At 36.8% G+C, this 18,642-nt stretch carries 19 protein-coding genes, 1 pseudogene and 2 riboswitches; of the genes and pseudogenes, 16 read left to right on the top strand and 4 right to left on the bottom strand.

Annotation, left to right across the window (positions count from 1 at the left end):
* Window positions 1-9: 9 nt before the first annotated feature.
* The 3 genes from ACFPOH_RS02315 to ACFPOH_RS02305 are packed head-to-tail and all read right to left on the bottom strand — an operon-like array spanning window position 10 to window position 2,819.
* A complete protein-coding gene (locus tag ACFPOH_RS02315; RefSeq protein ID WP_342470947.1) occupies window positions 10-798 on the bottom strand; it encodes an ABC transporter ATP-binding protein in 789 nt (262 codons plus the stop codon).
* Window positions 795-1,823 carry a FecCD family ABC transporter permease gene (locus tag ACFPOH_RS02310; RefSeq protein WP_342470948.1) on the bottom strand — a complete coding sequence of 343 codons (1,029 nt, stop codon included), beginning with the start codon at window positions 1,821-1,823 and terminating at the stop codon, window positions 795-797. Before ACFPOH_RS02310 ends, ACFPOH_RS02315 begins: the two co-directional genes overlap by 4 nt.
* Before the next feature lie 6 nt (window positions 1,824-1,829).
* The gene (locus ACFPOH_RS02305) at window positions 1,830-2,819 is read right to left on the bottom strand and encodes an ABC transporter substrate-binding protein (protein ID WP_342470949.1); all 990 of its coding nucleotides are present in this window, start codon (window positions 2,817-2,819) and stop codon (window positions 1,830-1,832) included.
* A gap of 162 nt (window positions 2,820-2,981) precedes the next feature.
* Window positions 2,982-3,167: riboswitch (cobalamin riboswitch) on the bottom strand.
* Window positions 3,168-3,287: 120 nt separating this feature from the next.
* On the opposite strand from ACFPOH_RS02305, the gene ACFPOH_RS02300 reads away from it, so the two are divergent.
* The 14 genes and pseudogenes from ACFPOH_RS02300 (at window position 3,288) to paiA (ending at window position 16,359) form a co-directional block, all read left to right on the top strand.
* Window positions 3,288-3,818, top strand: a complete 531-nt coding sequence (locus ACFPOH_RS02300; RefSeq protein ID WP_208651347.1) for a hypothetical protein — start codon at window positions 3,288-3,290, stop codon at window positions 3,816-3,818.
* Between the two features lie 166 nt (window positions 3,819-3,984).
* A riboswitch (cobalamin riboswitch) is annotated at window positions 3,985-4,182 on the top strand.
* Window positions 4,183-4,359: 177 nt separating this feature from the next.
* Entirely contained in the window at window positions 4,360-6,555 is a 2,196-nt protein-coding gene (locus ACFPOH_RS02295) for a ribonucleoside-diphosphate reductase subunit alpha (RefSeq protein ID WP_390308771.1), read from the top strand.
* On the top strand, window positions 6,534-6,986 hold the full coding sequence (locus ACFPOH_RS02290; protein ID WP_181733300.1) for a flavodoxin: 453 nt from the start codon (window positions 6,534-6,536) through the stop codon (window positions 6,984-6,986). Before ACFPOH_RS02295 ends, ACFPOH_RS02290 begins: the two co-directional genes overlap by 22 nt.
* Window positions 6,967-8,010 (top strand): ribonucleotide-diphosphate reductase subunit beta, encoded by a 1,044-nt coding sequence (locus ACFPOH_RS02285; RefSeq protein ID WP_390308766.1) that lies wholly within the window; start codon window positions 6,967-6,969, stop codon window positions 8,008-8,010. The genes ACFPOH_RS02290 and ACFPOH_RS02285 overlap by 20 nt, the downstream gene beginning before the upstream one ends.
* A gap of 252 nt (window positions 8,011-8,262) precedes the next feature.
* Window positions 8,263-8,406, top strand: coding sequence for a uroporphyrinogen-III decarboxylase (locus tag ACFPOH_RS02280; RefSeq protein ID WP_390308765.1), 144 nt, complete (start codon window positions 8,263-8,265; stop codon window positions 8,404-8,406).
* Window positions 8,407-8,697: 291 nt separating this feature from the next.
* Window positions 8,698-8,850, top strand: coding sequence for a hypothetical protein (locus tag ACFPOH_RS02275; RefSeq protein WP_245989590.1), 153 nt, complete (start codon window positions 8,698-8,700; stop codon window positions 8,848-8,850).
* Window positions 8,822-9,514: pseudogene (locus tag ACFPOH_RS02270) on the top strand (ABC transporter transmembrane domain-containing protein); the annotation flags it as partial. The gene ACFPOH_RS02275 and the pseudogene ACFPOH_RS02270, both read left to right, overlap by 29 nt.
* Window positions 9,515-9,633: 119 nt before the next feature.
* Window positions 9,634-10,542, top strand: coding sequence for a peptidylprolyl isomerase (locus ACFPOH_RS02265; protein ID WP_342470953.1), 909 nt, complete (start codon window positions 9,634-9,636; stop codon window positions 10,540-10,542).
* Window positions 10,543-10,895: 353 nt separating this feature from the next.
* A complete protein-coding gene (locus ACFPOH_RS02260; RefSeq protein ID WP_390308764.1) occupies window positions 10,896-12,236 on the top strand; it encodes a c-type cytochrome in 1,341 nt (446 codons plus the stop codon).
* Window positions 12,229-13,251, top strand: coding sequence for a cytochrome ubiquinol oxidase subunit I (locus tag ACFPOH_RS02255; RefSeq protein ID WP_390308763.1), 1,023 nt, complete (start codon window positions 12,229-12,231; stop codon window positions 13,249-13,251). Before ACFPOH_RS02260 ends, ACFPOH_RS02255 begins: the two co-directional genes overlap by 8 nt.
* 647 nt (window positions 13,252-13,898) lie before the next feature.
* Window positions 13,899-14,819, top strand: coding sequence for an NAD(P)H-dependent flavin oxidoreductase (locus tag ACFPOH_RS02250; protein ID WP_390308770.1), 921 nt, complete (start codon window positions 13,899-13,901; stop codon window positions 14,817-14,819).
* Window positions 14,820-14,883: 64 nt separating this feature from the next.
* On the top strand, window positions 14,884-15,333 hold the full coding sequence (locus ACFPOH_RS02245; RefSeq protein ID WP_390308762.1) for a hypothetical protein: 450 nt from the start codon (window positions 14,884-14,886) through the stop codon (window positions 15,331-15,333).
* Between the two features lie 34 nt (window positions 15,334-15,367).
* The gene (locus ACFPOH_RS02240) at window positions 15,368-15,820 is read left to right on the top strand and encodes a MarR family winged helix-turn-helix transcriptional regulator (protein ID WP_342470959.1); all 453 of its coding nucleotides are present in this window, start codon (window positions 15,368-15,370) and stop codon (window positions 15,818-15,820) included.
* 17 nt (window positions 15,821-15,837) lie between these two features.
* A complete protein-coding gene (gene paiA / locus ACFPOH_RS02235; RefSeq protein WP_390308761.1) occupies window positions 15,838-16,359 on the top strand; it encodes a spermidine/spermine N(1)-acetyltransferase in 522 nt (173 codons plus the stop codon).
* Between the two features lie 313 nt (window positions 16,360-16,672).
* Here the strand turns inward: paiA and ACFPOH_RS02230 are convergent, their stop codons facing one another.
* Complete coding sequence (locus ACFPOH_RS02230) at window positions 16,673-17,164, bottom strand: hypothetical protein (RefSeq protein ID WP_342580591.1); 492 nt, start codon at window positions 17,162-17,164, stop codon at window positions 16,673-16,675.
* Window positions 17,165-17,353: 189 nt separating this feature from the next.
* Here ACFPOH_RS02230 and ACFPOH_RS02225 point away from each other — a divergent pair, with 189 nt between their 5' ends.
* A complete protein-coding gene (locus ACFPOH_RS02225; protein ID WP_342580590.1) occupies window positions 17,354-18,223 on the top strand; it encodes an AraC family transcriptional regulator in 870 nt (289 codons plus the stop codon).
* Between the two features lie 124 nt (window positions 18,224-18,347).
* On the top strand, window positions 18,348-18,642 hold a 295-nt coding region (locus ACFPOH_RS02220), incomplete at its 3' end, for a transposase (protein WP_390308759.1).

Below are 18,642 nucleotides of genomic sequence, written 5' to 3'. Positions count from 1 at the left end.
ATAATCAGATTATGTTAATACATCAAAAGGAATCATCTGCTTCTTCTTCATTAAAGGTTCTTGATAAATGATGGATTTCACCTGAAATGTTTTGGCAATATTTTCGGTATTTAACGCGTCAGAAGGGGCATTATAAGCCACAAACTTTCCATCTTTTAAAAAAATACATTGGTCACAAATGCGGGTAGCTAAATTGATATCATGAATGGCTGCTATGACCGTTTTTCCTTCCTGTACGAGAGAATGAAGAATGTCCGTTACAATGACTTGATAGTAAATATCTAAGTCAGAAGTCGGTTCATCTAATAGTAAAATATCTGTTTCTTGAGCAATGGCTTTTGCTAAATAGACAAGCTGCCGTTCTCCTCCAGATAAAGAAGGGACAAATCGATGTTTCAAATGGCTGATGCCGACTTGCTCCAACGCTTTTTTGACGGCCAGCTGATCGGTTTTCATCCAGCGGGAAAACCGTTTTTTGTGTGGATAACGCCCCATTTCGACCACTTGTTGCACAGTAAAATTCGTCTCTAATGTGGTCGTTTGGGGCATATAGGTGATGCGTTTGGCGATTTCCATAGGTTTCAGCTGTCGAAGGGACCGATTAAAAATTTTAATGTCTCCGCTATCAATCCGATTAATGCCGGCCAAACATTTTAATAAGGTAGATTTTCCCGTTCCATTCGGTCCAATGAGGGCAATAAACTTCCCTTTTTCAACAGTGAAGGAAAGGTTATTAAAAATGGTTCGGGCATTCCGATGAAAGGTTAAAGATTGAATTTCAAGAGCCGCTTCATTCATAAAAGTCCCTCCATTTTTTTCTGGCGCAATATTAAGAAAATAAAATATGGAGCACCTAAGAATGCAGTAATGATCCCAATTTGAATTTCAGCTGGGCGAATAACGAGGCGCGCGATTAAGTCAGCCAATGTTAAAAATAATGCACCACCTATCAGACTGGTTGGTATCAAATAACGATGGGTTGGCCCAATCAACAAGCGAATCATATGAGGAACAATTAAGCCGACAAATCCGATGGCGCCAGTCAAAGAGACGCAAACCCCTGTTAATAAAGAAGCGCTAATTAATAAAATGGTGCGTGTCCGTTGCACATGGATGCCCAAGTTTTTCGCTTCCTCTTCCCCAAGCAATAAAATATCCAACTGCTTGCGGTAGCTGAATATGAGAATATTGCAAAGGATAAAAGGGAGGATTAACAGCTTTACATCATCCCAATCCCGTCCATTTAAATTGCCCATAAGCCAGTATAGAATTTGCTGCAATTGGCCGTAGCTCGCGTATGTAATAATAAGAGAACTGCAAGCGGAAATGAACGAACTGATGGCGACCCCTGTTAAAAGAAGAGTTAACATGGATGTTTTGCCGTTTGATGTAGAAATGATATAGACAAGAAGCAAAGTGAGGAGAGCCCCTAAAAAACCAAAGACAGGAACAAAAAAGGTACTGATATGGGATAACCCAAAATAAATAGCAATGACTCCTCCTAAAGAGCCTCCTGATGAGATGCCAATGATGCCCGGTTCTGCCATCGGATTGCGGAATAAGCTTTGCATGACCACCCCACACACAGCTAAACTGGCACCAACAATGCTTGCTACAATGACACGTGGCAAGCGAATATAAAGCAAAATCTGTTCAAAGGTAGAGTCCGTTTCAAAATAGAAAAAAGGAAGTTTAGCCAAAAAAACTTGAACGGTTTCAAAAAGGGGAATCGTCACGCCACCGAAACTCGTGGCGATGACGATACTGAATAGAAATAATATAAAACTGGCGATAAAAAAGACGGGCATTTTCAGTTGCTTCATCTTTTGTTACTCCTTAGATAAAATCGCAGCCATTTCTTCTGCTCCTTCGATTACATAGTGGGAGGCAGTGGTTACATTGGCGCTGTCTAGCACATAAATCTTATTGTTTTTAATAGCTGGCACGTCTTTTAGTGCAGGGTCTTTTTTCCATTCTGTTACGAAAGCCGGCTCCCCATTGTTTGTAGTAGACCCCCAGGCAGTTGTAAAAATCACATCTGGTTTTAATTGAACCAATACCTCTTTTGAAATTTCCGGGTAGTCAGGGTAGGATTCGCCTACAATCCCTGCTTCCGATACAACATTAATTCCGCCGGCTAATTTAATCATTTCACCGATTGTGGTATTGTCTGTCACACTGGAGGAGTATTCCGTGTAATAAAGAACGCGGGGTTTATTTTCTTTTTTGTCCGCTTTTTCTTTTAATGCATCGATTCGTTTTTGAATATCCGCGATTAAGTTATTCGCTTTTTCTTGTTCTCCGACAATTTTCCCCAGCGTTTCAACGGTTTTTAAAATACCTTCAAAGGAAGTGTCATCGATGACTTGGAATGTTGTAATTCCGGCATTTTCTAATTGATTCAATACATCTGGATTAACGTAAGAAGGAATAATCACCAAATCTGGCTTTAATGCTAAAATTTGCTCGGCTGTTACGGTTTCAAATTTCGTTTCAATTGAATCGGTTTTGCCTGCAACATTGGAAATCGCTGGATCACTAGAAATCGCTGTGACGCCTACAAGATTTTCAGAAGGTACTAAATCCACCAGCAATTCATCGACAGCTAAAGCAGTCGAAACAATACGTTTCGGTTTTTCCGAAATGGTAATTTCCTTACCACGGCCATCTGTCACCGTCAGCGGATAAGCCGATTGTTTAGCTTGTTCGGATGGTTGATTTGTCGAATTTTCATCATCATTGTTGGCAGTATCGGTATTACAAGCTGTTAAAAATAATAAAAGCAATATGGGTAGTAGCAATTTGGTGAATTGATTCATCACAAATCTCCTTTTCTATAAAATTTTTTATATGTTTAGTGTGGCCACACATTAAACCAAAATAAAAAGCCTGTATCCCAAGTGGGAATACAGGCGTGAAAGCGTTAAAAAGCACAAAAAAGCATGACTTGCTTGCACCCGTTCTTTTCCCACCCGAAAAGACGTTTGCAAAGTGTTTAAGCAGGCTTCCTGACTCGGACTTCCTCTTACTCCTAACCCTTCCCGAATGTAACATTCAGTGGTTATTGTTAGTTTCATCCATCCTCACAGTAGCGGGGGCTGTACTAGATTTTCACTAGTTTTCCTTTTAACTCTTCAAAGAAGAGCACTTAAACACCCTCGATATGAAATTAACTATAATCTAGCATAAATCATTTAATAAATGCAATAGTATAACAAAACTTTACATGATTGCACCACATCGGATATACTAATCAGCAGTTTTTCTTTTTGGGAGGGAAGATATCTATGGCAAAAGACTGGCGTTATATTAGTTATCCGTTTATGCGGGAGAAAAGTTGCTTGGTAGATTATGAAATTATGACAGACAGCTTAACGACAAAAATAGGAGATTGCATAAGTGTAAGCAAAAATGAACATAAGTTTGAAGAAATCACTCAAATTTTAAGAAAAATCCAACCGCTAGCTTATCATGCAAATGGATCTGTAAGAGGGCGTTTAGCGATTACAGAAGAAGATTTAATGTGGCTGGAATCTGTATATGATGATTTTGTCGAACGAGCAGGCGAGACAAATAAGCAATTCGTTTTGCCACAAGGTTCTGAGTTGGCGACTCGATTGCATATTTGTCGAAGTGAAGCGAAAAAGAGCTATCGTGCTTTACACAAAGTAAGCGAAGAGAGAGAAGTGCCGGAAATTTTGTTTCAGTTTTTAGGACTTTTAGCGAATGTATTTTTTGTAATGGCAATTGAAGCGAATAAATTAACTAAAACCGAAGAAATCCCTTTTATCAGCAAATCTTATGGAAAAACTAAATAAATAGTTTATAGATAGCCCAAATTTATATATATTGCAAGTTAGTTAAGAGAATACTAGATGAAAACGATTTGTAAATATTTTAGATTTACTTTTTAAGATTGTAAGCATGAATTTTATATGATAACATACACTATATATTGTGTAGTTTAAAATTTAATAACACAAAATGTTGAGTATAAAGTTATGGTGGTAATTTTTAATACCTTAATAGGGAATCCAGTGAGAATCTGGAGCTGCCCCCGCAACTGTAAGTGTGGACGAATTAGCAAACCACTGTATCGATTTACTGAAAGGTGACGATACGGGAAGGGCTATAGTAGGAGGATACACGAGCCAGGAGACCTGCCATACTTTGTAGTTTCTATTCTTCGGGGTGTGAGAAGGAGAAACGATAGGAAAAGATATATTTTACATATGTTTTATTTCTGTCGTATTCTTCCTTTTTCCGTCTATTCCCCGAGAATGACGGATTTTTTATTTTTAGGGAGGAATTAAGGTGACAAGAAATCAAAGTATTGAACAGGAAACACTTTCTGAATTCATCGATCGTATTTTTAATGATTTCAAGTTGGCATCAGACCAATACAAAGAGAAGATTCGAAAAGCAGGAGTAACCAATCCATTCGATGAGAGAGATGCAGATATTTTAATTAAGTATGCTCTTGAAAATATTGATGAAGCAAATACAGAATGGACCTATATTGCAGCAAGAATTTTTTTACAAAATCTTTATTATAAAGCAGCAAGAAACAGAGGATATGAATTTAATCATAATCGTACTTATGGATCGTTTTATGATTTGATTCGGATATTGACCGAAAAAGGAATCTATTCCGAAAAGTTATTAATGAAATATACAAAACAAGACATTGAGTATTTTGAATCAGTTATTGAACCTAAACATGATTTGTTATTTACATATCCCGCTATTCTATCTTTGGCAACCCGTTATTTAGCAACGGATTATGAGAAAAATGTTTATGAATTGCCACAAGAACGCTGGATGATTATTGCGATGTACCTTATGCAAGACGAAGATAAATCCATGAGAAATGAGTATGTAAAAGAAGCGTATTGGGCTTTAAGCAATCTGTATATGACTGTTGCGACCCCAACACTTGCAAATTCCGGAAAAACACATGGGCAGTTATCTAGCTGCTTTATTGATACTGTAAATGATAGCTTACAAGGAATCTATGATAGTAATAGCGATGTTGCCCAGCTTTCTAAAAATGGAGGCGGTATCGGTGTTTATATGGGGAAAATTCGTGCAAGAGGTAGTTCCATCAAAGGATACAAAGGCATGTCAAGTGGTGTTATACCATGGATTAAGCAATTAAATAATACAGCAGTCAGTGTTGATCAGCTTGGTACAAGAAAAGGCGCTATTAGTGTGTATTTAGATGTATGGCATCGTGATATAGAAGAATTCCTTGATTTGAAACTCAATAATGGTGATGAACGGTTGCGTGCGTATGACATATATACAGGAGTATGTATACCCGATTATTTTATGGAACAGGTAGAAAAACGGGGAGATTGGTATTTATTTGATCCATATGAAGTGAAACAAGTGATGGGTTACTCGCTAGAAGACTTCTATGATGAAAAGAAGGGCGATGGACAGTGGCGTAAAAAGTATCAAGAATGTATTCAAGCCAATCTTTCTTCCAAAAAAAGAATTCCAGCAATAGATATTATGAAGCGAATCATGAGATCCCAATTAGAAACTGGCGCACCGTTTATGTTTTATCGTGATGAAGTCAACCGCCAAAATGCCAATTCCCATCAAGGTATGATCTACTGTTCAAATTTATGTACGGAAATTGCGCAAAATCAATCTCCAACAGAATTTATTGAAGAATATATCGAAAACGAAAATATAATTGTAAAAAAATATAAAGCTGGTGATTTTGTTGTTTGCAATTTGAGTTCTATCAATTTAGGCCGTGCTGTACCTGATAATGTTTTAGAACGTTTGATTAAAATTCAAGTTCGCATGTTAGATAATGTAATTGATATTAATACGCTGCCAATTAAACAACCAGAAATCACGAATAAAAAATACCGGGCCATTGGACTTGGAACATTTGGTTGGCATCATCTATTAGCTTTGAAGAATATTGAATGGGAATCAGAAGAAGCAGTACAATATGCAGATGAACTTTATGAAAAAATAGCTTATTACACGATTCGAAGCAGTATGGAGTTAAGCAAAGAAAAGGGCAGTTATCCATTATTTGAAGGAAGTAAATGGAGTTCTGGTGAGTATTTTATTTATAAAGGTTATACAGACGAACGATGGATGCAACTTCAAAAAGATGTTAAAAAATATGGAATTCGAAATGGATATTTAATGGCCATTGCACCTAATGCGACAACTTCGATTATTGCAGGTTCCACCGCTAGTATTGATCCTATCTTTAAACCTTTTTATATTGAGGAGAAAAAGGATTACCGAATTCCGACAACTGCACCTGATTTAAATCATAAAACGTATAATATTTATCGCCGTTCAGCTTATATTGTGGACCAAAGATGGTCAATCAAACAAAATGCTGCTCGTCAAAAACATATCGATCAAAGCATTTCATTTAATATTTATGTTCCAAACACGATAAAGGCATCAGTGCTGCTAGATCTGCATTTTCAAGCATGGAAATCAGGTTTAAAAACAACCTATTATGTTCGCTCTACATCGAATGAAGTAGAAGAATGTGTGTGGTGTCAAAGTTGAAGGCTTTAATAGCTTATTTATCTTATAGTGGAAATACAAAAGAAGTTGCAGAAATTATTGAGGAAGTATTAAAAGAAAAGAAATTTCAAGTGGATATGCATCGAATCGGAGTCAATTTGCCAATCAATCTTAAAATGTACGATTTAATATTTATTGGTACTTTTACTTGGGCAAAGGGTGCATTACCTATTGAAGTTAAGGATTTTGTATGGGAAATAGGCTATAAACCAAAAAATATTGCAGTATTTGGTACTGGTGATACTCAGTTTGGGGGCGATGAATTATTTTGCTTGGCGGCTGTGAAATTAGCAAGATTCTACAATAGTCGTTGGGAACCTTTAAAAATTGAACAATCTCCTAGAGGAAGTCAAGAAAAAATCGTAAAAAAATGGATAGAAGGGATTGTTAAAGATGTCACCAAACTTGCTTGAAAAGGTAAAAACATTAGATCCAATGAATCCAAATCGAGCAACTGCACTGTTTGGAGGAAAATCGAGTGGTATTTTAAATTGGAATGATATTAAGTATCCGCATTGGTATAAAACATATAAACGCTTGTTAAGTAATTTCTGGAAGTCTGATGAAGTGAATATGTCGAATGATGTGAAGGAATTTCCAATGTTATCAACGGAGGAACAAGATACGTTTTTAAAAGTAATTAGCCTTTTAGCGACATTAGATTCATCGCAAACAAGGACCATTCTACTCACATCCTTATATGCCACAGATCCATCAGTACAATCTATTTTAGCTGTCATTGCACAACAAGAAGCAGTGCATAATGAAAGCTATTCTTATATATTATCTTCCGTAGTATCGTTAGATAAACAAAATGAAGCTTTTGAAATTGGTAGAAGTGATCCGATTTTACTTAAACGTAATCAAAATATAATGGAGATATATAATCAATTTGTCGAGAAGCCATCTTTAGAAAATATATTAAAAACATTAGTATATTCCACAATACTTGAAGGATTATTCTTCTATTCAGGTTTTGCTTTCTTCTATAATTTAGCGCGCCAAAACAAAATGGTTGGAACATCTACAATGATTAGTTACATTAACCGAGATGAATTAGAACACGGTCGTTTTATTTGTGAATTAGTTCGGGCAACATTGGGAGAAAATCCTGAGCTAAATACAAAACATTTTACTGATTGGGTTTATGAACAATTTAGAAATTCTGTAGAATTGGAAGTGGAATGGTCTCACTATGTGTTAAATGGTGTAGAAGGCATTGATTTAGATGAAATGGAAGGTTTTATTAAATATAGAGCGAATAAAATGTTACGAATGATAGGATTAAGTGAAATATACGCAATGCATATTAATAATCCAATGAAATGGATTCGTGCATATGTAGATAATTTTGATGAAACAAAAACGGATTTCTTTGAACAAAGAAATCGTCAATATACTAAGATTAGTGATTTGAATGGTTTTGATGAACTCTAAAAATTATTAATATTAAAAATCCAAATCTCTGAAGGGTGTACTAATATTTTTAGCAGCCCTTCTTTTTTTGTTGAGATAAGTTTGAGTATATATGCCTATCATTTTTTATACTAGTATGTTCAAAAATGTTAGAGTTGTTGAAATAAACTTTGGTGCTCTGATTTCTAGATTGAAATTTTATGTATAAATCCAATAGTAAATTTCCATAATTAAATCAGGATTTTAAAAATTGTTAAAAGGTAGGGATTATTTTTGGGAGAAAGTAAATATGCAGAATTAAATGAAGAACAACTCAAGGAAATAAAACGACTAGAGAAAAAATTAAATGTAACACTAATTGCATATGAAAATTCAATATTAGAAAGTCCAAACCAATTTGATAACACAGCGAATTAAATTGAATGGATATTGTTATTGACAAGTAGAAAATACACATATTTGGTGAAGGTCTCTAATTTAAAGAAAAAGGTTCGATTGAAAATGAAGAATATCCATAGGCCTTCACCTGTCCCTTCACTTGAGATTTTCAGTATTCAGGAAGAACCATCCCCTATCAGCAAAGCATCCGTGAATTCTGCCTTCCTTGTCTCCATTATGGTTTTCTCTTTATACACGCCCACATAGCAGATATCCCCGTATGATTCAAAATCTATCGATATTAGTCAAAATGAAATGATAGAGAAAAGCATGCATGAAATCGAAATTTTAGATGACAGAGAATTTGATGATTTATATAATCAATTGGATGTTGCTCATCAAATGATTGTGGACGGAACTATTCGCGAATACGTGGACTGTGTCAGCAGCGCCTGCGAAAGCAAAATTCCATGCAATCAATGACCGGATTATATGAGAATGCCTGGAAGTCGCAATTTTTATCCAGCTTGATGATGCCGATATGCAGTTTATCGGAAATTTTGGCTATGTAGCTGTGTGTATTGTTGGTGCTTACCTTGTTACAACTGATGCCATCACCATTGAAACGATTGTGGCGTTTATAATTTATATTCGTCTATTTACTCAGAAACCCAATTTGCTCAAGTGGGAACAAATTTACAATCAGCGCAAGCGGCCAGTGAGCGGGTATTTGAATTTTTGGAAGAAAAAGAATTGGATGCGGAACATCCGAAACTTGCAAAAGTGGAGCATGTTAAAGGGGAGATAGAATTTAAAAATGTGCAATTTGGATACCGCCAATGGACAAAAACAATGATTAACGATTGCCCGTGTAATGATAAAAAATGCGCCGTTATTGATTTTAGATGAAGCAACGAGTTCTGTGGATACACGGACAGAACTACAAATTCAGCGCGCTATGGAACAATTGAAAACAGGAAAAACGTCCTTTATTATTGCCCATCGTCTTTCAACCATTAAAAATGCGGATTTAATTTTAGTCATGAAAGTTGGAGAAATTGTGGAGAAAGGAACCCATCAAGAACTTCTTGATAAAAATAGATTCTACGAAGAATTGTATAAAAGCCAGTTTGAACAAGTATCGTAACTGTTTCAAACTAAAATATGGTATAATTAGTAAGCGAGTTTTTGACGTACACTTGACATAAAACGGTTTTTGCATTGTTTCTGCAAGTGAAACGATAAAATATTGAGCGGAGGATTTAAATGAACAAAATGAATATGCCAAAAATGATGAAGATGATTACTATTCCGTTAGCTTTAAGTGCCATGCTAGTAGGATGTTCAAACGGAGATGATGAATCAGTAGCAACGGTGAATGGAGAAAAAATCACAAAAGCGGAATTAAACGAAGCTCTCACGGAACAATATGGACAAGAAGTATTAAATAATTTAATTGCCAATAAAATTGTGGAGTTAGAAGCGAAAAAACAAAAAGTTTCCGTAACGAAAGACGAAATTGAAGCGGAGTATAAAGACTATGTGGACCAATACGGAGGGGAAGAAAGTTTCAAACAATTGCTTTCTTCTTATAATATGGATGTAGAGGATGTAAAGAAAGATATTAAAAATTATTTACTAACAAAAAAAGTAATGGAAGACTATGTTGACATTAAAGACGACGAATTGAAATCCTACTTTGAAGAAAATAAGGATTCCTATAATCAAGCAGAACAAGTTGAAGCAAGCCATATTCTAGTGGACGATGAAAAAACAGCTAAAGAAGTCATTAAAAAATTAAATGATGGAGAAGATTTTGCTAAACTTGCAAAAGAATATTCCACTGATACAGGTACAAAAGACAAAGGTGGCTACTTAGGCTACTTTGGCAGAGGCGAAATGGTTGAAGCCTTTGAAAATGCTGCATTCTCCATGAAAGTAGGTTCCATTTCCAGCGAGCCAGTCAAAACTGATTTTGGTTACCATATCATAAAAGTGACAGACAAAAAAGAAGTAAAAGAAGCCAAATTTGAAGATGTGAAAGACAAAGTATATCAAGATTTATTAGAACAAAAAGTAAACGAACAATATACAAAATGGCTATCCGAAAAAATGGATGAATATAAAATTGAAAACAAATTATCAGGCGATAATAAAGATAAAAAGGATAAATAATTAAAGGGGGCTGTCCAGAAAGTCGAACACTTTCTGAAACAGCCTTACTTCTTATAGTAATATTCTCTTAAAAACTTTCCCTGCGGTGGTTACAAAACGCGCCTCCTCGTCGCAATTTATCTGCGGCGAAAACTCTAGCTAAAGCCGCAAAGGGGGCGTCTTGAAATGACTTTTCAGAAGCCGCCCTTTTTTTGCCATTAAAAAACGGCCGTCTTATTTTGGAATAATTTATGGCAGAGATGAAAAGGATTTGTAAAATATCCCCCACTTCCCAAATGTTTTACAGTTACTTTAATGTTTTTTCACAACTGTCTTATAAGATGATGGTGAAAAAATGAGAAGGGGGAATAGTAATGAATTTTCCATCAGTGGATTATTCATGGCTCGGAAACGGGACGGTCATTGCGATGATCGCCATTGTCCACGTCATTATCAGCCATGGTGTAGCCATTGGAACATCCGTTTTGACCGTATCTTTGGAACATCGAGCGTTTAAGACGAACAATCAAAAACTAGATGGGTTGGCCAAAAACATTGCGAAATGGATTTTAATCATCACTACAACAGTAGGAGCGATGACCGGTGTGGGAATCTGGTTTTCGACAACGGTCATTCAGCCGGATTCGATTGGTTCTTTATTGCGAATCTTTTTCTGGGCTTGGGTAACAGAATGGGTTTGCTTTATCACCGAAGTCATTCTATTAATCATTTACTATTACACATGGGACCGTTGGCAAGATCCTGAGAAGAAAAGAAAACATATTTATATAGGAGTTGGCTTAAGTATTGTTTCATGGCTGACAATGGCCATTATCACAGGCGTGTTGGCAGCAAAATTGACACCCGGGAAATGGATTGAGACATTCTCATTCTGGAATGCCTTCTTTAACCCAACGTATTTGCCTTCTTTAGGATTCCGAATGTTCTTAGCTATCTTATTGGCGATTGTACTTGTTTCATTATTCATACGTCTATTCGTAAAAGACCTTTCACTGAGGGAAGAATCCTTTAAAGTATTCGGTTTTTGGGGTGCGATTTCTTTGCCAATGACCTTCGTTTTAGGGCTTTGGTATTTATGGTCCATTCCAGATCAAGCCTACAATATGATTGTTTTGGCAACAGGAATGACCGAAAGTACATTTAAAATCATCAATGGTCTTGCATTATTGATTTTACTGGTTTTTTCTGTTTGGCTTATCCGAAGCCCGAAAAAAGTGCCCATTATCCTTTCTATAGCAGTGTTTGGTGCGTCCATCGGATTTATCGGAGAATTTGAGGTGGTAAGGGAATACATTCGAAAACCTTTCATCATTTATGATTACATGTACGCAAACGGACTTCTCGCCCAAGATTGGGAAAAAATGAATGAAGAGGGCTTTTTAGCCAATGCGACTTGGGCAAAAGAAAAGGAAATTACGGAAGAAAACAAAGTGGAGGCCGGAAGAGAAGTTTTTGTAGGCCAATGTATTGCTTGCCATACCATCGATGGTTGGAGAACAAAAAGGGCGTTAGGAAAGCGTTTAGCCGGATGGGATGAAGAAGCATTGAAAAACTATATACCAACCATGCATACGGTGCGGGTTGCCATGCCTCCTTTCATGGGAACTGAAGAAGAATTGGATGCCTTAGCAGCCTATTTGAAATCAGAAATTGACCGCGTAAATAATGAAAAGGAGGTAAGTCAAAATGAATAATTTGCCGATTTCTCCTGATAATGCGTTACCAATTCCGGCACCTCTGGGTTTAATGGAATTATTAATCATCTTAACCTTTATCATTCATATTCTATTTGTAAATTTTACGGTTTCACTTGTAACGGGAGCAGTGGGATTAGAGATTGCCGGGAAAATTAAAAAAAGTGCTTTCTTGGATAAGATGGCAAAAAGTTGTTCTTTCCACGCATCCATTCATAAAAGCATCGCTGTTGTAATGGGGGTAGCTCCACTGCTCATTATTAGCGTGATTTATACTCAATATTTTTATTCCAGCACCATTTTAATCGGGAAAATATGGATCAGTGTCATTCCTTTATTAATCATTGCATTTCTTTTGTTATATCTTTATAAATTCACATGGGATAAGTGGCAAAATAAAAAAGCGCTGCATATTCTTGTAGGATTTGCAGCAATGTTGATATTGTTATATATCCCGCTTATTTTCATCGTGAATATTACTTCGATGCTGTATCCAGACAAGTGGGGCGAGGTTCAAGGATTTTTCCCTAGCTTATTGTATTATCCGCAAATTTGGCAAAGATATTTGCATTTCATCCTTGCCAGTCTTGCTACAGGCGGCTTTTATGTATTCCTGTTTTACGCATACAAAAGCCGAAAAAAAGGCGGTTTGGAAGATTATGAACAAAGCCTGAAATTATTTGGTGCCAAAGTGGGCTTATGGATTACGGTAGTGCAATTAATTGCAGGATTCATCCTGTTATTCGCCTTTAAACCGGAAGTCAGAATGTTGTTCATGGGTGAAGATTTATTATTAACTACTTTATTAATGCTTTCAATCGTTTTAACCATTATTTTATGCGTCTTTTTATTCCTTGCGGGATATAAAGATTCTTTCAAATCCTTTGTTTTATCGGCGGCTGTGTTCGTGTTAATTGTGGGCATTATGGGATGGATCCGTCATGAAGTAAGAGAAACTTATTTATCCCCTTATTTTGATGAATTCCCAAGAACAGAGCAATCGATGGAAAAATAATATGAATTGCAAGCGGCAGTTTAGATGAAGCAGAAGCTTACTAAACTGCCTTTTATGTGCGCCCGGCATGTACATGAACGATAGGGTGTAAGTCCCGAACCCCGAAGACAGAAGTCAGCAGAGGTCATCGTATTAGTTGGTTTAGAACTACTAAGAAGGACCGAACAATTAAGAGAGAATAGCCCTTGGCATTCAGTGAGTCATGATGAACACAGAAAACGTAGTACCTCACTTGAGGAAGGAAGCGGTGAATCCCGTGGGAGACCTCTTGGAGGGTGGAGTGACCACTGGCATAAAGAGAACAGCTATTCACGGAAGTTATAAAGACTTGCGTCAATTATCTTAATTGAACCGCCGTATACGGAACCGTACGTACGGTGGTGTGAGAGGACGGGAGCTAATCAATCCCTCCTACTCGATTTGTAAGAATATCGATGAAAGGAAGTATTCGAATTTATAAAATATTCGAATTTATAAAAAAATAATTGCATAATTTACCAAATAAGATTATAAATATTAATATATTCTTATTTTTGTAGCATAAATTCTCGTATAATCTTTTTAATTGTCATAAAACAAGGAGGGGTTTGGATGGGAAATGTTCTAAAGTGTTGCAAAATTTGCGTCTTCCCGTGATTGGGGCACCGATGTTTATTATTAGTACACCAAAGCTAGTGATTGCCCAGTGTAAAGCAGGAATTGTGGGTTCTATGCCGGCATTGAATGCAAGACCATCCAGTCAATTGGATGAATGGTTGGCGGAGATTACGGAAGAACTCGCCAGCTACAATGCCAAAAATCCGGACAGACCTGCTGCGCCTTTTGCCATCAACCAAATTGTCCATAAAACGAATGACCGATTGGAAAAGGATATGGAGCTTTGCGTAAAGTATAAAGTTCCTATTATTATTACGTCCCTTGGTGCACGGGAAGAGGTATATGAGGCTGCCCACAGTTATGGCGGTTTTGTATTCCATGATGTCATTAATAATACCTTTGCCAAAAAAGCCATTCAAAAAGGGGCAGATGGACTGGTGGCAGTGGCGGCAGGAGCTGGTGGACATGCTGGAACCCAAAGCCCGTTTGCTCTTGTACAAGAAATTCGGGAATGGTTTGATGGTCCATTAGCTTTATCGGGAGCGATTGCACGCGGACACTCTATTTTAGCTGCACAAACAATCGGAGCCGACTTTGCATATATTGGTTCTCCATTCATTGCAACCCATGAAGCCCGGGCGGCGGAGGAATACAAGCAAATGATTGTGGATAGTTCTGCAGAAGATATTGTTTACAGCAATCTTTTTACAGGCGTACATGGGAACTATTTGAAAGGCTCCATCATTAACGCCGGCTTGGACCCGAATAATTTGAAAGAAAGCGACCCTTCAGCCATGAACTTTAAAGAAGCCGGCAAAAAAGCCTGGAAAGACATTTGGGGAAGCGGCCAAGGAATTGGGGTTATCAAAGAAATTACTTCTACAGAGCAGCTGGTGGATCGATTATACAAAGAATATCTTCAAGCTTATGAGGAGTTAATTCAAAAGAGAGCCGTATATGCAAATCGATAAAATATGCAGACTTCCTAATGATAGACAGATTCTCGCATCTGTTTAGCATAGGAAGTTTTTTTATTTGGTTCGCTTACTAATCGATTTAGTGCGTTTACTACTTTATTTGGATCAGATGTTACCTCCATTAGTGCATTTACTACTTTATTTGGAGTGGATGGTACTTCCTTTAGTGCGTTTGCAACCTTATTTGGTGCGGATGGAGTTTCCATTAGTGCGTTTGCAACTTAATTTGGTGCGGATAGTATTTCCATTAGTGCGTTTGCAACCTTATTTGGTGCGGATGGAGTTTCCATTAGTGCGTTTGCAACTTAATTTGGTGCGGATAGTATTTCCATTAGTGCGTTTGCAACCTTATTTGGTGCGGATGGAGTTTCCTTTAGTGCGTTTACAATCTTATTTGGTGCGGATGCAACCTCTTTTAGTGCATTTACAACCTAATTTAGTGCGGATACCTCCACCTTGTATTGAAAAATATTGCAAATACAACAAAAATCAAATAAAATCTTTATAAAATATTGCATTTGCAACAAAAAGAAGGGTTTACAATGAAAGAAGTTCTTCGAGAAATTGGCATGATTGCAAGAGCGTTGGATTCTATCAGCAATATCGAATTTAAAGAATTTGATTTAACAAAAGGACAGTACTTATATCTTGTTCGAATTTGCGAAAATCCGGGCATCATTCAAGAAAAGCTAGCGGAAATGATAAAAGTGGACCGGACTACTGCCTCCCGCGCCATTAAGAAGCTGGAATTAAATGGTTTTATTGAAAAGCGCGGCGATGCAAACAACAAAAAAATTAAAAAATTATACCCAACTGAAAAAGGAAAAAGCATTTATCCATTGCTTAAAAGAGAACACGATTATTCCAACGCCGTGGCTTTAAAAGGACTTTCTGAATCAGAAGTGGAAGCATTGTTCCATCTTTTGCAACGGGTAAGAAAAAATGTGGAAAAAGATTGGGAGTATGTCAAAAAAGGGAATAAACGAAATTATTGATGTAAGGAGCGACTCTTATGATATTCAAAATAAAAAAATGCACCCTTGAAGATATGGAAACATTGCAAAAGGTCGGCAGGGAAACCTTTTATGAAACCTTCAAGGATCAAAATTCGCCGGATAATATGAAAGCCTATTTGGAAAAGGCTTTTAATCCGGTGCAACTTGAAAGGGAATTATCCAATATCCATTCGCATTTTTACTTTGTTTATGTGCAAGATGAAGTGGCCGGCTACTTGAAGCTGAATATCCATGATGCCCAGACGGAAGAAATGGGGGATGAATCCCTTGAAATCGAACGGATTTACATTCGGAAAAAATATCAAAAGTTTGGACTTGGAAAAGCTTTGCTGAATAAAGCCATTGAAATTGCAAAGGCGTTAGATAAGAAAAAAATTTGGCTTGGCGTCTGGGAAAAGAATGAAAATGCCATTGGTTTCTATGAGAAAATGGGATTTGTTAAAACCGGCTCCCATACCTTTTATTTGGGCGATGAGGAGCAAACGGATTATATTATGGTCAAAACTTTGGAAGGTTGAAGTGGAGGAAAGGAATAATTTTGGGGAATCCTCGTATTTTGGGAAGCTTTCAAAGTGGATTTGGAAATCAAACCCACTTTTTTAACTTCCTTTATTCTTTTCTGCAATATCTTTTAGCAAAGCAATGATTTCTTTATTTTGTTCAATTTGAATCTCACTATTGATACGGAGAAGTCTCAACCATCTGAAGAAAAAAGCAATCAACAATATTCCCTTGAAATCAAACCCGACAAATAATAAAAACCCGCTTTGAAATATAAAGCCTTTTCAAAACGGGTTTTTAATTGGAAAAATACAGGATATTTTTTGCGAATCAACATAAAACGATGATCCGAAATGGTGTGGTTTGGGCAGGAATGCTGCGGGTTGTTGGTCCATAAATAACGACTAAATCCCGGTTTCCAGGATATTTTGAAAAGAGTTGCCCATTACTCATCAAAATGGGGGTGAAAGGAGATAAATGTAATTGCAATTGCCCATCGCTGCTTAACAATTGATGATCGAAATAGCTGACTTTCACATTCCGGTCCGGATATTCTTTCACTATCACAAGGGCTTGATATTGGGGTGGATAGATGAGAATGGCCGGCAAATCGCCATTATAGTATCCCGTCACTTTGTCTCCAATCATGACTGTTTCTTGGTTGATGAAGTATGTTGAAGGGGTGACGACAAAATTGACGATTGAACCGGATTCATCTTCCACTGTAAACAATTTATTGCAACCTTCCATTTCGCCCCTTTGCCCCGTGAAAAAATCACTGATTGCCGTAACGGCCCCGCTGAAAGATAAAAAATTGGTCATGCGATACCTCCAGAACAAAGTAAATTCATTTCCATAACTAACAATATAGGTTATGATCTGAAAAAGTTTTGGTTAATTCGTGGTTCGAATCCAGTTCATTTTCACCATTATTCCGATAAAAGTCATTCTAAGAATATCGGGTAAGAAAATGAGTCAGATACTAAACTATGAACTGAAGGAGGAAGGAAAATGCTGAAAAGTCTTAATGAGGCGTTGGAATATATTGAAGCCCACTTAAATGACGAAATCGATGAAAAGGAAATTGAGAAAATTACAGGGACTTCGATTTATCATTTTAGACGAATTTTTTCATTTCTTTCAGGAATGACTTTAGGTGAATATATTCGAAATAGGAGATTATCTAACGCTACCTTTGATTTGCAAAATGAGGGAATGAGTGTCACAGAAGCCGCATTTAAATATGGGTATGAATCGGTAGACGGATTTTCCCGTGCTTTTAAAGAATGGTCAGGTATTAGCCCGTCAGAAGTAAGAAAGTCAACGAAGCTGAAAGCATTTCCGAAGCTCTCCTTCCAATTAACCATAAAGGGAGGAATCGATATGGACTATCGAATCGAGAAAAAGGAATCCTTTAAAATTGTAGGAAAGAAAAAAAGAGTTCCCATTCAATTTAAAGGAATTAATCAAGAAATCGTGGAATTAGCAAAGAGCATTACCCCAGAACAAAGGGAAAAGTTACGAAGCTATGCTGATATGGAACCATTTCAAGTCGTAAACGCATCTTTTAATTTTGATGATGGATGTATGGAGGAAAAAGGGAGTCTTGATCATATGATCGGCTACTTAACTACAAAAGATGTGGATTTTGAAGAATTTGATGTCGTAAAAGTGCCTGCACTTACTTGGGCGATTTTTTCATCAAAAGGCCCATTCCCAAACGTCATGCAAGAAACTTGGGCAAAAATTGCTTCAGAATGGCTACCTTCATCGGATTATGAATTAGTGGAAGCACCCAATATTTCCTTTACAGGCGATTTAAGTGATATGAACAATGTATATAGCGAGATTTGGTTTGCAGTAAAGAAAAAGGAGAAATAGGGAGAGTGGTTGTAGTGGCTGGGACAAAACCCTCCTCTAATATGGAAACAGCCCATGAAATGTTGGAATGAAATTTCATGGNAAAATTAAGTTACCACCAAAACTAACAGAAAGAAGGGTCCTTATGTTTAAATATTATAACATGAATCAATTAGTTTTACCTCTAGATTTAGAAATAAAATTACAAGAAAATGATATTGCCTTCCATATTCACTATTTAGTTGAAAGTATTCCAGATGAAGCCTTCCTGCCGTTTCTTCGAAATACAGGTTGTCCTGCTTATCATCCACGCATGATGCTAAAAATTATTTTGTGTGCCTATTCGCAGTCTGTCTTTTCAGGTCGAAAAATGGAAGCCCTTTTAAAGGACAGTATACGAATGATGTGGTTGGCACAAGGATATGAACCAAGTTATCGGA

It is taken from the genome of Ureibacillus suwonensis (assembly GCF_042655065.1).
Taxonomy (GTDB): Bacteria; Bacillota; Bacilli; order Bacillales_A; family Planococcaceae; genus Ureibacillus; species Ureibacillus suwonensis.
This window is presented reverse-complemented; position numbering and strand designations above follow the sequence as displayed.

Excerpts from the sequence above, each read along its gene's own strand:
- ACFPOH_RS02250 (WP_390308770.1), top strand. The coding sequence starts at position 13,899 with ATGTTTATTATTAGTACACCAAAGCTAGTGATTGCCCAGTGTAAAGCA.
- ACFPOH_RS02285 (WP_390308766.1), top strand. The coding sequence starts at position 6,967 with ATGTCACCAAACTTGCTTGAAAAGGTAAAAACATTAGATCCAATGAAT.
- ACFPOH_RS02310 (WP_342470948.1), bottom strand. The coding sequence starts at position 1,823 with ATGAAGCAACTGAAAATGCCCGTCTTTTTTATCGCCAGTTTTATATTA.
- ACFPOH_RS02265 (WP_342470953.1), top strand. The coding sequence starts at position 9,634 with ATGAACAAAATGAATATGCCAAAAATGATGAAGATGATTACTATTCCG.
- ACFPOH_RS02240 (WP_342470959.1), top strand. The coding sequence starts at position 15,368 with ATGAAAGAAGTTCTTCGAGAAATTGGCATGATTGCAAGAGCGTTGGAT.
- ACFPOH_RS02315 (WP_342470947.1), bottom strand. The coding sequence starts at position 798 with ATGAATGAAGCGGCTCTTGAAATTCAATCTTTAACCTTTCATCGGAAT.
- ACFPOH_RS02275 (WP_245989590.1), top strand. The coding sequence starts at position 8,698 with ATGCATGAAATCGAAATTTTAGATGACAGAGAATTTGATGATTTATAT.
- ACFPOH_RS02255 (WP_390308763.1), top strand. The coding sequence starts at position 12,229 with ATGAATAATTTGCCGATTTCTCCTGATAATGCGTTACCAATTCCGGCA.
- ACFPOH_RS02290 (WP_181733300.1), top strand. The coding sequence starts at position 6,534 with ATGTGTGTGGTGTCAAAGTTGAAGGCTTTAATAGCTTATTTATCTTAT.
- ACFPOH_RS02230 (WP_342580591.1), bottom strand. The coding sequence starts at position 17,164 with ATGACCAATTTTTTATCTTTCAGCGGGGCCGTTACGGCAATCAGTGAT.
- ACFPOH_RS02305 (WP_342470949.1), bottom strand. The coding sequence starts at position 2,819 with ATGAATCAATTCACCAAATTGCTACTACCCATATTGCTTTTATTATTT.
- ACFPOH_RS02260 (WP_390308764.1), top strand. The coding sequence starts at position 10,896 with ATGAATTTTCCATCAGTGGATTATTCATGGCTCGGAAACGGGACGGTC.
- ACFPOH_RS02225 (WP_342580590.1), top strand. The coding sequence starts at position 17,354 with ATGCTGAAAAGTCTTAATGAGGCGTTGGAATATATTGAAGCCCACTTA.
- paiA (WP_390308761.1), top strand. The coding sequence starts at position 15,838 with ATGATATTCAAAATAAAAAAATGCACCCTTGAAGATATGGAAACATTG.
- ACFPOH_RS02300 (WP_208651347.1), top strand. The coding sequence starts at position 3,288 with ATGGCAAAAGACTGGCGTTATATTAGTTATCCGTTTATGCGGGAGAAA.